This window comes from Proteus sp. PR00208 (assembly GCF_016238545.1).
GTDB lineage: Bacteria > Pseudomonadota > Gammaproteobacteria > Enterobacterales > Enterobacteriaceae > Proteus.
Genome location: NZ_JAEHQE010000003.1, coordinates 151,066 through 167,120, shown reverse-complemented (window position 1 = coordinate 167,120; position 16,055 = coordinate 151,066). Strand labels below are relative to the sequence as shown.

The 16,055-nt window shown below is 36.9% G+C and carries 15 protein-coding genes; 9 read left to right on the top strand and 6 right to left on the bottom strand.

Annotated elements, in window-relative coordinates:
• The first annotated feature begins 16 nt into the window (after positions 1-16).
• The 9 genes from JEP36_RS04275 (at position 17) to JEP36_RS04235 (ending at position 8,187) form a co-directional block, all read left to right on the top strand.
• Positions 17-730 carry an AzlC family ABC transporter permease gene (locus tag JEP36_RS04275; protein WP_232805408.1) on the top strand — a complete coding sequence of 238 codons (714 nt, stop codon included), beginning with the start codon at positions 17-19 and terminating at the stop codon, positions 728-730.
• Positions 727-1,041: an AzlD domain-containing protein gene (locus JEP36_RS04270; RefSeq protein ID WP_075673103.1), complete on the top strand. Its 315-nt coding sequence runs from the start codon at positions 727-729 to the stop codon at positions 1,039-1,041. The genes JEP36_RS04275 and JEP36_RS04270 overlap by 4 nt, the downstream gene beginning before the upstream one ends.
• Positions 1,042-1,354: 313 nt before the next feature.
• Entirely contained in the window at positions 1,355-2,599 is a 1,245-nt protein-coding gene (locus JEP36_RS04265; RefSeq protein ID WP_102086690.1) for a PfkB family carbohydrate kinase, read from the top strand.
• Entirely contained in the window at positions 2,599-3,543 is a 945-nt protein-coding gene (locus JEP36_RS04260) for a tripartite tricarboxylate transporter substrate binding protein (protein WP_102086691.1), read from the top strand. Before JEP36_RS04265 ends, JEP36_RS04260 begins: the two co-directional genes overlap by 1 nt.
• A gap of 31 nt (positions 3,544-3,574) precedes the next feature.
• Complete coding sequence (locus JEP36_RS04255; protein WP_102086692.1) at positions 3,575-4,012, top strand: tripartite tricarboxylate transporter TctB family protein; 438 nt, start codon at positions 3,575-3,577, stop codon at positions 4,010-4,012.
• A 15-nt stretch (positions 4,013-4,027) separates the two neighbouring features.
• On the top strand, positions 4,028-5,518 hold the full coding sequence (locus JEP36_RS04250; RefSeq protein WP_102086693.1) for a tripartite tricarboxylate transporter permease: 1,491 nt from the start codon (positions 4,028-4,030) through the stop codon (positions 5,516-5,518).
• 135 nt (positions 5,519-5,653) lie between these two features.
• The gene (locus tag JEP36_RS04245; protein WP_102086694.1) at positions 5,654-6,649 is read left to right on the top strand and encodes a dihydroxyacetone kinase subunit DhaK; all 996 of its coding nucleotides are present in this window, start codon (positions 5,654-5,656) and stop codon (positions 6,647-6,649) included.
• A 2-nt stretch (positions 6,650-6,651) separates the two neighbouring features.
• Entirely contained in the window at positions 6,652-7,257 is a 606-nt protein-coding gene (locus JEP36_RS04240; RefSeq protein ID WP_232805407.1) for a DAK2 domain-containing protein, read from the top strand.
• Between the two features lie 18 nt (positions 7,258-7,275).
• Positions 7,276-8,187, top strand: coding sequence for a dihydrodipicolinate synthase family protein (locus tag JEP36_RS04235; protein WP_102086695.1), 912 nt, complete (start codon positions 7,276-7,278; stop codon positions 8,185-8,187).
• 110 nt (positions 8,188-8,297) lie between these two features.
• Here JEP36_RS04235 and JEP36_RS04230 read toward each other — a convergent pair whose 3' ends face one another.
• The 6 genes from JEP36_RS04230 to glgC all read right to left on the bottom strand — a co-directional run bounded on the left by JEP36_RS04230 (position 8,298) and on the right by glgC (position 16,052).
• Complete coding sequence (locus JEP36_RS04230) at positions 8,298-9,266, bottom strand: threo-3-hydroxy-L-aspartate ammonia-lyase (protein ID WP_102086696.1); 969 nt, start codon at positions 9,264-9,266, stop codon at positions 8,298-8,300.
• Positions 9,267-9,270: 4 nt separating this feature from the next.
• Positions 9,271-9,660, bottom strand: coding sequence for a RidA family protein (locus JEP36_RS04225; protein ID WP_102086697.1), 390 nt, complete (start codon positions 9,658-9,660; stop codon positions 9,271-9,273).
• An 84-nt stretch (positions 9,661-9,744) separates the two neighbouring features.
• Positions 9,745-10,491 (bottom strand): hypothetical protein, encoded by a 747-nt coding sequence (locus JEP36_RS04220; RefSeq protein WP_102086698.1) that lies wholly within the window; start codon positions 10,489-10,491, stop codon positions 9,745-9,747.
• A gap of 286 nt (positions 10,492-10,777) precedes the next feature.
• The gene (gene glgP / locus JEP36_RS04215) at positions 10,778-13,228 is read right to left on the bottom strand and encodes a glycogen/starch/alpha-glucan family phosphorylase (RefSeq protein WP_102086699.1); all 2,451 of its coding nucleotides are present in this window, start codon (positions 13,226-13,228) and stop codon (positions 10,778-10,780) included.
• Between the two features lie 44 nt (positions 13,229-13,272).
• Positions 13,273-14,706, bottom strand: coding sequence for a glycogen synthase GlgA (glgA, locus tag JEP36_RS04210; protein WP_102086700.1), 1,434 nt, complete (start codon positions 14,704-14,706; stop codon positions 13,273-13,275).
• Positions 14,703-16,052, bottom strand: coding sequence for a glucose-1-phosphate adenylyltransferase (gene glgC / locus JEP36_RS04205; RefSeq protein WP_102086701.1), 1,350 nt, complete (start codon positions 16,050-16,052; stop codon positions 14,703-14,705). The genes glgA and glgC overlap by 4 nt, the downstream gene beginning before the upstream one ends.
• Positions 16,053-16,055: the final 3 nt, after the last annotated feature.

Genomic DNA, 16,055 nt, shown 5'->3' with positions numbered 1-16,055 from the left:
AAGTGAAGACAGGTAAATGGAAAAAATCAAAAATAATAATGAAGATAGGCAAGTAATGCGTGCTTTTGGCCTTGGTGCTTTGCATGTTTTACCTTTATGCCTTGCGGTTATTCCTTGGGGACTATTAGCGGGATCAATGGCCGTTGATGCAGGATTAACCTTTGCACAAAGTGTCGGAATGTCTGCAATTATATTTGCAGGGGCGGCGCAATTGGTGACATTAGGATTAGTGGTTTCTGGTGCGGGAATGCTGACCATTATTGTTTCTGTCTTTTTTATTACAGCTCAGCATCTTTTATACGGACTAACCTTACGTCCTCATGTTGCCCATTTAAAATGGTATCAACGCATTACAATAGGTTTTTTATTAACGGATGAACTTTTTGCTGTTTCGGCACAACCTAAAGTAAAACTCACACCCGCTTATATGATAGGTGCGGGATTATGTTTTTATTTAGCGTGGGTTGCCGTTAGTATTGTTGGTATTATTATGGCAAGCCAAGTTTCTGATTTATCTCGTTATCATCTTGATTTTTCTATTGTTGCCACGTTATTGGCAATTGTTATTCCGTTAATAAAAACATTTAGTACATTAGTAGGCGTTATTGTCTCTTTTTGCCTATCTATTATTTTCAGCTGGTTGAATATAGAAGGTGGCGTAGTGATTGGTGGATTAACAGGCATGTTTATTGCTGTTTGTGTTGCTAGAGCCAGAGGAGAACAAAAATGACATGGTCGTTATTATTAATTTTGGCACTCGTCATTTTTATGTTGCGTTATTTCTTTCTTGAACCGGCGATCCCCGTCAAATTACCGTCTGTGATCAGACAGGCATTAGGATATTCTGCACCTTGTTTATTAACTGCAATTTGTGCACCCATTGTGCTGTTAGAAAAAGGCGAATTTAAAGGTATTCTAGATAATCCTTATCTTTGGGGAACCTTATTATGTGTAGGATTAGCGCTTAAAATACGTAATACCTTAGTGGTCGTGTTGCTGACATTAGTGGGCTTTTATCTGCTTAATGCCTTGTTAAACTAAATACCAAGGTGATTTTATTTAACATGATATTTACATTTTAAAACTATCACATCTGTAATAATCTAAGTTATTATTTTATCAGCCGTTCTTGAACGGCTGATTCTACCTCTCTTTTCTAAATCTCCATTCATTATTCGACTCGTTTCACCTCTCATTTTTAACGTATGCCAATTGATGTTGTGTTAAAAAAATGTGATCTAAATTGCTTTGATTTGGTTTTGCTTCTGTTTTTGGTTTTTTGTTTTGAATACCATCGCAGAATCACTGACCTAATCTCCTTATTCTCGTTATCAATGATACGGAGGCACTTTATATGTTTTCAGAAGAACGGCGACAGGAAATTTACACCATCATCAGAGAACAAAAGAAAGTTAAAGTGGCTCAGCTTGCGGAAAAATTCAGTGTCACATTGGAAACTATTCGCAGTGATTTGAAATACCTCGAAGGAGAAGGGTTGATCAAACGTTGTCATGGTGGCGCCATACTAGGGAAACAAGAAATTAAAAAAATAAGTAAATTTAGTGATAGTTTTGATATTTCATGTTTATTGCACGATTTATTAATCGTGAGAGAACGTAAAGATAGAAAGCCAGAAGGCAAAGTCTGTGTACTTGGGTCATTTGTGGTAGATATTATTGCCAATGTCGATTCTTTTCCAAAAGTCGGAGAGTTAATTAACTCTAAAAGCAATTCGATAGGTCCTGGTGGTAAAGGAACAAATCAGGCAATGGCTGCCAGTTTTTCTGATGCGAAAGTGCATTTAATAACAAAAGTTGGTGAAGATCATTTTAGTAAATATGCATATAAATATTTACAAGAAAGTGGAATTGATTCTTTCACTATTTTTCAAACAGAAATAGAGCCAACAGGCAGTTCAATTAGTTATTTAGCAGATAAAACACAAAACAATATTACAGCGACTTATTTAGGTGCGAACAATACATTCTCTGAGCAGGAGATTGATATTTCTTTGCCTTATGTAAGTGAGGCAGATGTGTTATTGCTCCAAGGTGAAATTAATATAGAAGCCAATATTAAAGCAGCGATGTTTGCAAAGTCTGTTAATAAAATTATCGTACTTAATGTTGCACCTTATAGCGAAGATTTAAAGCAACTTTATTCCACTCTTGATTTTATTACGTTAAATGCAAATCAAGCATCACACTGGGCTGACATTGAAATAAACGATATTAAAGACGCAACACAAGCGATTAACGTTATTTCAGGTGATGAAAATAAGAAAGTCATTATCTATATGGATGAGCTTGGTGTGGTCTATTTTGACGGACGCGCCACTTTTCATATTCCCCCTATGCCATCGTTACGAGTGGATACGATGGCAGCCACGGATGCTTTTAATGGCGCATTTGCTTCAAAAATAGCGGCAGGAGGCACAATGCATGAGAGTGTATTATTTGCCAGTGCTTTCCTCTCTGCATTTATAGAACAAAAAGGCGTAACAGCAATGCCTGTACTTTCTCAGGTTCAGGCTCGCCTTAAATCAAGGCTCGAAGATATTCGACCACAAATAATCTGCAATGAGAAAAGGTGCATATAATGAAAAAAACACTTCTGGCATTTACCCTATGCAGTTCCATTTTTACACTTCCAGCTTTTGCTCAATATCCAGAAAAGCCGATTACTATTATTGTTCCTTGGGCTGCGGGAGGTAATACTGATACTGTTGCACGCCTAGCGGCTAAAGGGCTACAAGAAGAATTAGGCGTGACCGTTAATGTGGTAAATAAAACTGGAGGTAGTGGTGTTGTAGGTCATGATGCCATTAAAAATGCAAAACCCGATGGTTACACATTAGGTATTGCAACGGTTGAAATTACCATGATGCATCATCAAGGAATGACAAATTTAACTTATCAAGATTACACACCGATTACACGTCTTGCCGTTATTTATGGTGGATTACAGGTTGGGAAATCTTCACCATTTAAAAATGCACAGGAAATTATTGATTACGCAAAAGCAAATCCGGGTAAATTAAAAGCATCTGGCAGTGGGTTAAATTCAATCTGGCATCTCAATACTATTGGTATGTTGCGTGCCGCAGGATTGCCTGATAACGCCATTCGCTTTATCCCATCTCAAGGTGCAAGTGCTGCATTACAAGAGCTTGCTTCTGGTGGTGTTGATATTGTGACCTCTTCATTAGGTGAGGCAGACAGTATGGTAAAGGCAGGATTAGTGAAGCATATGGCAATTATGTCAAATGAGAAATCGGCTTTTTATCCTGATGTACCATTATTTAAAGAAGCCACACCTTATAACTGGGATTTGCAAGCATGGAATATGCTAGTTGCGCCAAAAGGGCTAGATAAAGAAGTGCAAGATAAACTCACGGCTGCAATGAAAAAAGTGTATGCATCTGGTGAATTAGCCGAGTTTGCAAATAAACAAGGATTTGAAGTGATCGAGCTATATGGAGATGATGCCACTCAATTTATGGCCAATGAAGATAAAAAGTTTGGTGAAATTATAAAGAAATAACTGAGGAAACGGCTGAACAACAGCCGTTTTTATGCCTATGCTAAATCGTCATATTCTATCGCTAATATTTTGCTGCTTTGGTTTATTTCTTATTGTTTATAGTGCGTATTCATTAGGTGATTTTAGTGAATATGGCGCCGCATTTATGCCTTCTATTATTGGCGGTGGCATGATTATATTTTCATTAATAGATATATTTTCACGCAATCAAGAAAGTGATATTCCATTAGTTTCATGGCATGAAATAAAATTTGTTTTATTAATTATTGGAATTATTCTTTTTTATGTTTTTGTATCAGATTATCTAGGTTTTATTTTAACAGGATTAATTATTACCGCACCGTTAATGATAAAGTATGCAACAACAAAACCTATATACAGTTTTATTATTTCAGCCAGTGTGGTGTTAGGTGTGTATTACTTATTTACCGCTGTACTGTTAGTACCGCTACCTCAGCTATTTTCATAAATAGAGAACAACAGTATGGATATATTAATTAGCGCCCTTGCTTATATTGATTACACAACAATACTTGTCGTTATTGGTGCTTGTTTATTTGGCTTATTTGTTGGTGCAATTCCTGGATTAACATCAACAATGGCTATCGCATTAATGGTGCCATTTACTTTTTTTCTTGATCCCATTCCTGCATTAGCCTTAATGATTTCTGTTGGCGCGTCTTCTATATTTGCAGGTGATATTCCTGGTGCTTTATTAAATATCCCGGGTACGCCTGCATCAGCGGCTTATACCAATGATGCACACAGCTTAGTTAAAGAAGGTAAAACCAACCGTGTATTAGGTATGTCGTTAACAAGCTCTGTGATTGGTGGCGTTATTGGTACAATTATATTAGCGTCAACAGCGCCAGTTTTAGCTGAGTTTGCTTTAAAATTTAGTTCTTATGAATATATGTGGTTGTCTTTAATTGGGCTTAGCTGTGCAACTATTGTTTCAGGTTCACATATTAGAAAAAGCTTATTAGCACTGTTCTTTGGTATTGCATTATCCACCATTGGTTATGATGAATTTACAGGGCAAGCACGCTTTACTTTCGGTGAAGTCTCTTTAATGCAAGGTGTAAGTTTTATTCCAGCAATGATAGGATTATTTGCAATTTCCGGTGCAATTAAATATTACGTTGAGCGTTGGAAAGAAAAGCAAATCACGCTAAGTGAAGTGAATGCTGAAAATAATTCTTACAATATTTTTAAAGGGATTGGTGGTGTTGTTCGCCAGCGTAAAGGCGGCATTTTTCGTAGCGGAATAATAGGAACATTAATTGGTGCTTTACCCGGTGCGGGTGCCGATATTGCGGCATGGATCTCTTATGCCGTTTCAAAGAAACTCTCTAAAAACCCAGAAAAATATGGTCATGGTTCTGAAGAAGGTATTGTTGATGCTTCAGCAAGTAATAATGCAAGTTTAGCGGGAAGTTGGATCCCATCTTTAGTATTTGGTATTCCGGGCGATTCTGCTGCTGCAATTATTATCGGTGTCTTGTATATGAAAGATATGCAACCAGGACCAACACTATTTTTATTCAACCCAGATAAATTGTATGCTGTCTTTATTATTTTCTTTATTGCTAATTTAATTTTATTACCGATTGCTTTTATTGTTGTCAATTTATTGAAGAAGATCGTTGCTATTGATAATGCAATTATTTATCCAGCAATTATCTTATTTAGTCTCGTAGGCTCTTACGCAATTACTAATACGATGTCTTCTATTGTTGTTATGTTAGTAATGGGTGTTATCGGCTATTTCCTTCAAGAACGAAAATTCCCAATATCACCCATTATTTTGGGCATGATTTTAGGACCAATGTTAGAAAAGAATTTACTTTCATCATTAATGAAGTCAGATGGTGATTTTATTAATTTTGTTAATAGACCTATTTCGATGATATTAGCCAGTGTGTTTTTATTCATTGTTATTATGCAAATTAGAGGTGCGTTTAAAGCTAAATAAAGCCTCGTTTATTTATAAACAATTATTTAAATAGAGATGCTTTTTAAGTATCAGGGAAAACTCATCTTAAATAAACGAAATGATTTTTTTAAGATGATAAAAATCAGCAGATAAATAAAAATATCGGGTGATCACATGAAAAAAATATTAAATAAGCCAGAAAATTATGTCGATGAAACATTAGCAGGCTTATGCCTTGCTCATGGTGGTATTTATCGTCAACCACAGCCAAGATTGATTACTCGTTCGAAAAAAGCCAATAAGCCCAAAGTGGGTATTGTAACGGGTGGCGGGTCGGGTCACTTACCTGTATTTACAGGATATGTCGGTGAGGGCTTATTAGATGCAGCCGCCGTAGGCGATGTTTTTGCTTCACCTTCAGCCGATTTAATGGCAGATGCCATTCGTGAAGCAAACAGTGGCTTAGGTGTATTGTTACTTTATGGCAATTATGGTGGCGATATCATGAATTTTGATATGGCGACCGAAACTGTCGATTTTGAAGATGATATTCGTTGTACAACCGTTTTAGCTACTGACGATGTGGCTTCAGCAAAACCAGAAGAAGCGCACAAACGCCGTGGTGTTGCTGGAATGATCTATGGTTTTAAAATGGCGGGCGCCAAAGCCGAAGAAGGTGCAACACTTGATGAAGTCACGCGTGTTGCTCAAAAAACCATGGAAAATACTCGAACCATTGGTTGTGCGCTGACATCTTGCACCTTACCCGCAGTAGGACATCCTACTTTTGAAATTGGTGACGATGAAATGGAAATGGGGATGGGTATTCACGGTGAACCGGGAATTTGGCGTGATAAATTACGCAACGCAGATGATATTGCACAAGAGATGTTTGATCGCTTACAGACAGAATTATCATTAAAAACAGGAGATAAAGTCTCTGTATTAGTTAACTCTTTAGGCGCAACACCATTAGAAGAGCTTTATATTCTGTACAACAAAATTGCACAGCTGATTGATAAAACAGGTGCAACAATTGTGCATCCGTTAGTTGGACGTTATGCCACATCCATGGAAATGACCGGTGCAAGTTTAACATTATGCAAATTGGATGATGAGCTAGAAGCCTTGATGAATGCACCGGCTCATTGTGCATTCTGGAGGGTATAGCGATGAATATTACGCTTGATATGCTCAAACAAGCGGTGATCCGTATCGCTATTGCTTGCGAGCAATCTCAATCAATGCTATGTGAAGCAGATAGTCGTCTAGGTGATGGGGATTTAGGGATCACCATGCAAAAAGGCTGGCGACAAATTGCAGATGATTCACAAGATTGGCCTGAAGATCTAAGCAAAGCACTTTTCCAATGCAGTAAATCATTACAAAAAGCCTGTGCTTCTTCTTTTGGTACATTGCAAGCAACCGCTTTTATGGCAATGGCCAAATACTGCAAAGAAAACCAACTTCAAGAAATATCGTCCTCCGACATTTCATCGCTATTAACTATTGCATACCAAAGCATGATGGCAAGGGGAAAAGGGGAGTTAGGGCAAAAATCCGTACTCGATATTCTTTACCATTTATCTGAAGCGCTAAAACCAACTTTAGCTATCGATAATTTAAAAGCAGCAGCCTTACAAAGCGTCGATAGTACGCTTAATGAATTTCGCCAAAAACCTAATTTATTAGGTCGAGCCCGTATGTTCCCAGAAAAATCTATTGGTTTAGATGATCCGGGTATGTTGGCAATTAAAGTTATTGTTGAAGCAATCTGATTTAATAAAGGTCTTTATATGAAAAAATTATTTGGCGTTACAGTGGCAATGGTTACTCCGTTTGATTCGAACGATCAAGTAGATATTAAAGCGTTATCTGCATTAACTGAAATGCTAGTAACCAAGGGCGTTGATTGCCTTTATCCTTGTGGTACAACGGGTGAGATGTTGCGTTTATCTGCATTAGAACGTAAAAATGTTGCGAAAACCGTTGTTGAAACAGCGAATAAGCGTTTACCTGTCTTTATTCATGTTGGTGCAATGACATTAACTGAAACCATTGAATTAGCCAAACACGCAGTTGAAATTGGTGCCGATGGTATTGGTGTGGTGACGCCACAATTTTTTGGTGTGACAGACAGAGAATTAGAAAACTATTTTGTGACAGTGGCAAATAGTGTGCCGGATAATTTTCCTGTTTATCTGTATAACATTCCGCAATGTGCGGCAAATAATATAAAACCTGAATTAGTGGCAAAAGTACAACAACAGTGTAAAAATGTAATTGGTATTAAATACAGTTTTGCTGATAACAATACAACATTAAGCTACCTTGCTGTAGCCGATAATTTTTCCGTCCTTCATGGCTACGATAAATTATTCCTAGGTTTATTAGATGCGGGCTGTGACGGTACGGTTTCTGGTTGTGCTTGCGTATTCCCTGAGCCTTTTGTAAATATGTATAAAGCTTATATCGCAGGTAATTACCAAGAAGCGAAACAGTGGCAACAATTTTGTGTGAAATTTAGTGATGCACTTAAGTCTGGCGCGAATATGGCAATATTTAAATCGGCATTAACCATGCGTGGTTTAGAAGGTGGTCATATGCGTTTGCCACAACTCGATTTATTGCCTGAAGAAAATCAACAATTAAAAGAAAATCTGACTCAATTATGTAAAGAAGCAGGTATCACTTTTTCACTTAATTAAAATTTGTTAAACAAACGCCCCCGTTATTTTAGTTGATTGGTTGTATGTTGGTGTTTTTAAGCAGTATAGGTTTTTCTATACTGCTTTTTTTCATATTAGAACATGCAAGTTTATTGCGCTAAAAATAGACCATATTGCGCGATATCGACATTGCCACCGCTGATAATAATACCAATTTTTTTTCCTTTTAACTTATCTCCAAATTGACGAGCAGCCGCTAAACTTAAACAGCCAGTTGGCTCTACAATTATTTTCATTCGCTGAGCGTAAAACTGCATAGCCAAAATTAATTCTTCATCTGTTGCCGTTAAAATATCGTTCACATGGTTACGAATAATCTCAAAAGTATAATTGCCTAAGTGCTGAGTTTGCGCACCGTCTGCAATTGTTTTCGGTGTATCAATATGAATGATTTCGCCTTTGCGTAATGATTGTTGTCCGTCATTTCCGGCTAAAGGCTCCACGCCAAATATTTTACAATCTGGTGAGAGAGCTTTGGTTGATAATAAAGAGCCAGAAAGTAAGCCACCACCACCTAATGGAACAAATAGCATATCTAATGCACCCACTTCATCAAACAGCTCTTTTGCAGCAGTACCTTGTCCAGCAATAATATGAGGATGATCGTAAGGTGGAATTAATGTTAGGCCTTCCTTTTGTGCCAGTTGTTGCCCAATTTCTTCACGATCTTCTGTATAACGGTTATAGGTGATCACGCGACCACGATAGCCTTTTGTGGCTTCCATTTTTGCCTTTGGTGCATCTTCAGGCATGATAATTGTTGCAGAAATACCTAATAGCTTTGCCGATAAAGCTATAGCTTGTGCATGGTTGCCTGATGAGAAAGTCACGACACCATTTTTACGTTGTTCTGCGGTAAATTGAGATAACGCATTCATCGCACCACGAAATTTAAATGCACCCATTCGCTGAAAGTTTTCACATTTAAAATAAAATTGCGCCCCTGTTAGCTCATTAATAGTGCGAGAGGTTAAAACCGGTGTTTTATTAAGATATGGCAGAATGCGTTGATGAGCTTCAGTAACATCTTTATAAGTGGGAGCAAGTAACTTATTCATAAGATTATTCCTTAATAACAACAGCTTCAATTTCAATTTTACTCCCAAAATGTAGCTCTTTTATACCCGCCACTAATCTTGCTGGTCTATGCTCGCCAATCCATTTTGCATATAACTCATTTACGATAGGCCATTCATTAATATCTGTCACATAGACTTTAACTTGAGCAATATCGGTTTTCTTTGCATTTATTCCGATAAGGCAAGCTTGTAAATTTTCAAGGACTTGTGTGATTTGTACTTCAACAGGTTTGTCTGCTAAAGGTTTACCTTGTTTATCTAAGGGTAATAACCCTGAAATAAACGACATATTGTTTGCAGTCACGACATGAGAGTAATGCCCACCAGGTAAAGAGAGTGCTTCAATATTTTGTTGGATAAGATGTGAGGTCATTGTGTTTTCCTATTTCACTTAAGTTAGATAAAATGTACATCTGGTTATACATAATGTCTATCATTAGATCAATAGTTTACTTTTTTATAAAAAAATAAGAGTACGCGTAGAATAAGGAGAAGCTAATTTATCTTCAGGAGTAACTAAATTTCGTTCAGCGATTTCTTTCACTGCATCTTTTATTTTAGAAAAATCAACTTTATTTTCTGATAAAATATTGTAAATATATTCAGCTATTAAACAATAAGTTTCATATTTTGAATATGAATCATTAGCAATTCCTAATTCATCTATTGCTTTTACAACTTCAGGGATATCTTGTAAATGTTGGATTATCGTGCTTTGAGCCGCATTATTATCTAAATCTAGATTAAATTTTTTAGAAATTAAAAAAAATAAAATTTTTTTAGTCTCTTTGTTCATAATAAATTTTTCATCATGATATAGATTGTCAATTTCTCGATTAATTCTTGAAGAAGGAAAAATTTTTATTTCATTTTCCCACCAGTCTGAAATATATCCATCTATTTTTCCATAAGCTTTATTTAATAATTTTATTGATTTTTCTCTGTTTTCGGTATTAATTTTGTAAGAGGATATTTTGGTGGGTGTATAAAGTTTTAGTATTTTTGATAGTAATTCACGACTAATTTCTGCAATATTTACACTAACCTTTTTTCCATTACAACCACAAGATATGTCTTTTAAAGGGGTGTTTTTAATATCTTTAATATTATTAAAAAGTTTCATATAACCTTTTAAATTATAGTCATTAAAAAAAGCTCCTGTATTTTTCTTTTTAATTACAAAGCTATTGGAAATGTTTTTCATAAAAACTCCTTTTGTCATTAAAGGAAATTTTGACAGAATAAATGATAAAATCTTTCATAAATAAAACAAATAAATCTAATAAGAAACAGGTAAAAACATATCACTACTTTTTTATAATATTAAGTATAAGATTTAATAAGAACAACGTGTTATTTTCCACGCTGTATAAATCGCCATTAATGGTGCTAATGCTAAAAATAAAAAGAATTTTGTCTTAAACGATAAAAGCAAAAACCGCGCAATAAAGCGCGGTTACTGTTCTGTCCTTAGAAGTTTAGCTTAGTTTTTACAATGTAATCGCAGAAGCTTTCCAAATTCGTTGCATATATTCTGTTACCGCACGATCCGCAGAAAAATAACCCATTTGGCAGATATTTAACGCAGATTTTCTCAACCAAGCATCTTCATCTTGATAGAGAACATCAACACTATCTTGAGTATCAACATAACTACGATAATCGGCTAATACCTGATAATGATCGCCAAATTCAATTAAGCTATCGAAAATTGATTTGTACTTATCAGGATCCGTTGGGTTAAAGAAACCATTAGCGATTTGATTAAGCACAGTGTGTAACTCAATATCTTCATCGTAATAACGACGAGGGGAATAACGTTGTCTTAATTCCGCCACTTCTTGTGCATTGTGGCCAAAGATAAACATATTATCGAAACCAACATGTTCGCCAATTTCAATATTCGCGCCATCAAGTGTACCGATGGTTAATGCACCATTTAGGGCAAATTTCATATTTCCTGTACCAGAAGCTTCTGTTCCTGCTAATGATATTTGTTCAGATAAATCTGCCGCAGGGATAATATGTTGCGCTAAACTTACGCCGTAATTAGGAATAAAGATCACTTTTAGTTTATCTTTAATACGCTCGTCATTATTAATCTTACTTGCAATATCGTTGATAAGATTGATAATTTTCTTCGCATTATAATAGGCTGATGCAGCCTTACCGCCAAAAATAAATACGCGAGGTACCCAGTTTTTCTCTGGATTTTCTAAAATGCGATTATAACGAGTGATAATGCCTAACATATTCAGGAGTTGACGTTTATATTCATGAATACGTTTGATTTGTACATCAAACAGTGCATCAGGATTAATATCAATATTTAAATTTTCCTTAATGATCTGAGCAAGATTTTGTTTATTGATACGTTTTGAATCTTTTAATTGGTGCAAGAAATTTTTATCTTTTACCAATGGCATTAATTCACCCAATTGCTCTAAATTAGTTCGCCAGTTTGTACCAATATGGCTATCAATTACTTTAGAGAGAGAAGGGTTTGCTAATGCCAACCAACGACGTGGTGTGATCCCATTGGTAATATTGCAGAATTTCTTAGGATAGATCATCGCAAAATCAGCAAATAAAGATTGCACCATTAGTTGGCTATGAAGTTCAGAAACACCATTAACCTGATGACTAATAATAACCGCTAACCATGCCATACGAACATTACGGCCATTCTCTTCATCAATAATAGAAACACGACGCAATAAATCGTTATCGTTAGGGAATTGTGCTCTAACTTGTTTCAAGAATTTATCATTGATTTGGAAAATGATTTGTAAATGGCGAGGAAGCGAACGGCCTAGCATGTCAACAGGCCAAGTCTCTAATGCTTCACCCATTAATGTATGGTTGGTGTATGAGAATATATGAATAGTTTGTTCCCATGCCTCATCCCAGCTAAATCCATGATTATCAATCAGCTGACGCATTAACTCAGGAATAGCAAGAACAGGGTGAGTATCATTAAGATGAATTGCAATAAAATCTTTTAAATTATCAAAGCGTTGATGCAGATGATAATGACGTTGCAAAATATCTTGAACAGAAGCACTCACTAAGAAATATTCTTGCTGTAAACGCAACATTTTACCTGACATTGTTGAATCATCAGGATAGAGAATACGAGAGATATTTTCAGAGCGATCTTTTGCTTCTGTTGCTTCTAGATATTCACCTTTATTAAATTTACCTAAGTTAAACGCAACATTTGATTTGGCTGACCACAAACGAATGGTATCTGTCGCTTGGGTGTTATAACCAGGAACAATAGAATCATAAGGTTGTGCCATAACATTAAAGGTATCGACCCAATAATTTTTCTCACCTTCTTGTTGCAAACGTCCGCCAAAATCCACTTCAAATTGCAGATCATGACGAGGGAATTCCCAAGGATTACCTTTTTCAAGCCAGTTATCCGCAACTTCATGTTGTTCGCCATTTTTAATTTGTTGGCGGAACATTCCGTATTCATAACGAATACCATAACCTGTAACGGGATAACCTAGTGTGGCACAAGAATCAAGGAAGCATGCAGCCAATCGACCTAAACCCCCATTACCTAAACCTGGATCGGGCTCGAGTTCGATTTGTTTTTCAAGATCAAGACCTAACTCTTTTAATGCCTCTTTGACTTCGTGATAAACACCTAAAGAGAGCATGGCGTTTGTCAAAAAACGCCCCATGAGAAACTCCATCGAAATGTAATAAACTTGTTTTACTTTCGGTGAAAGCTCTGCTTTGGTCGATTTTAACCAACGCTCTACTAAACGGTCTCTAATAGCGTAAGAGGTTGCATTTAACCAATCTGTTGGTGTTGCATATTTTGGCGACGTACCAACGATAAACATAAGTTTATAAACAATGGAACGCTTTAATGATTCAATATCCTTATCGGGTGATAAATAATCAAATTCACATAAATTTTTCATTATAAATCTCTTTTGTTATCCACTGGTTCAAATAGACTTCATGTCTATAAATTTTGATACAGTGTCGCATACGTTTTTGCCGCGGTTTCCCAACTAAAAATAGTTTGATTCATGCCATCAGTTTGAGCTTGTTGCCACTGTTTAGGCATACCCCATAAGGTAAAGGCTCGGTTTATAGCTTGACGCAGAGAGTCAGGAGTCGCTTCATAGAAAACAAAACCAGTCGCTTGGTGATGCGCTAAATTTTCTAATGAACAATCATTAACCGTATCGGCTAATCCACCTGTGTGTCTTACTAAAGGTAGGGCTCCATATTTCAAGCCATATAACTGAGTTAACCCACAAGGTTCAAAACGACTAGGCACCATAATCACATCAGCACCTGCGACAACTTGGTGTGAAAAACTCTCGTCATAGCCAATATGTACCGCTACATTTTGCGGATACTGTTGTTGTGCATGTAAAAATGCCGCTTCAAGGTGACTATCGCCAGTACCTAATAAAATAAACTGACCGCCTTGTTCAACGATATCAGGGAGCGTTTCAATCACTAAATCGAGCCCTTTTTGCGAAGTTAAACGACTGACAGCTGCAAAAAGTGGGGCGCTATTGTTAACAGGTAAACCACATTTTTTCTGTAATGCGGTTTTATTTTCTAAACGCTTATTCAGGTTTTTAACATCGTAACGACGCGTAATTAAGCCGTCTGTTGCAGGATCCCAAACGGCCTCATCAATACCATTTAAGATGCCACTTAATCGCTGTTCATAAGCGCGTTGGCGTAATAATCCCTCTAAACCGTAACCAAATTCGTGAGTGGTTATCTCTTTGGCATAAGTTGGGCTGACTGTCGTAATATGGTTAGCATAAAAAAGACCTGCTTTTAGGAATGAAATTTGCCCGTAATATTCCAGCCCATTAATTGAAAAACTGTAATCAGGTAATTCAAGCTGATGCAGATGATAGGGTGAAAACTCGCCTTTATAAGCCAGATTATGAACAGTAAAAACAGATTTTGCGGAGTAATGTTTAACCGCGAGATAAGCACAAGCTAGTCCTGCATGCCAATCATGAGCATGAACAACATCCGCTCGCCATAAGGGATCTAATCCCGCTGATAGCTCACTTGCCACCCAACCTAACAGGGCAAAACGAAAAACATTATCACCATAAGGATGTTGATGTTGATCGTGATAAGGACTACCTGTACGTTGATAAAGATGAGGTGCATCAATAAGATAAATATCAACACCGTGGTATTGTCCGTAAAGCAGAGAAACATTACCTGCAAACGTATCGATATTAGTCACTAATTTGAGATCGGGAATATTATCTTTGATAGCAGGAAACGCGGGAATAACCACCCGCGCATCTAAGCCTATTTTTTTCTGAGCTAAAGGCAAAGAGCCCATAACATCAGCTAATCCCCCTGTTTTTAGCAGAGGGAATAATTCAGAACAACAGTGAAGGACATTCACGAAAATGCCTCCTCATTTTGAGGTTTTTGTTCTGCACTTGTTTCAGTTGGATTTTCTTTTTCTTTACGTGCTAGTTGCTCAAGCATTTCTCTTGTTACAAGCACGATGCCTTCTTCAGTGCGGTGGAAACGCGCAGCATCTTCTTCTGCATTCATCCCAATCACTGTGCCTTCTGGAATTGTACAGCTACGTTCAATAATGCAGCGTTTTAAGTAGCAATGATGGCTCACCGTCACATCAGGTAAAATCACAGAATCTTCAATATGGCAGAAAGATTCAACACGAACTAATGGGAATAGAATAGATGAATAGAGCGTTGAACCATTGATAATACAGCCGTCAGCAATCAGCGAGTTCATCATTTGTCCATGTTCACCATGATTATCTTGAACAAACTTGGCTGGTGGTAAAGGTGTCATAAAGGTGCGGATTGGCCAATCTTTCGCATACATATCAAGCTCTGGTGTTACAGAGGCTAAGTCGAGGTTAGCTGCCCAATATGCTTCAATAGTACCTACATCGCGCCAGTATGGTGGTACTGAAGGATCTGAGCTGACACAAGAGAGTTCAAATGGGTGGGCAAGAACATCTCCACGTTCTGTGATCTTAGGAATGATATCTTGGCCAAAGTCATGATGTGAATTTGGATCGCTGCTATCTTCTTCCAATAAATCAAAGAGATAATCTCTATCTACCACATAAATACCCATACTTGCTAATGAGTGTTCTGGATCATCAGGAATACAAGGTGGGTTTGATGGTTTTTCTAAGAAATTGAGCACTCTACGATTTTCATCGATATCCATAATACCAAATTGGAATGCATCTTCTTTAGGAACACGAATACAAGCTACGGTGAATTTTGATTTGTTTTCAACGTGATCAAGTAATAAACGCGCATAGTTCATTTTATAAATATGGTCGCCAGCTAAAATCACGACATATTTTGCTTTGTAACTACGAAGAATATCGAGGTTTTGATAGATAGCATCAGCTGTACCCATATACCAATGTTCGGTATTACGACGTTGCTGAGCGGGTAATAAATCAACGAACTCATTCATATCTTCGTTAAAGAATGACCAACCACGTTGAATATGTTGAACCAAAGAGTGCGATTGATATTGGGTGATTACACCAATACGACGAATTCCTGAGTTAAGACAGTTTGATAGCGTAAAGTCAATAATTCGAAATTTCCCACCAAAGAAAACCGCCGGTTTTGCACGTTTTGAAGTCAATGCTTTTAAGCGTGTACCACGACCTCCCGCTAAAACGAGTGCAATTGCCTCTTTAGGAAGTTGTTGTGCCAACATTAATTTTTGGCCTTGTTCTGTTGTCATCATAGT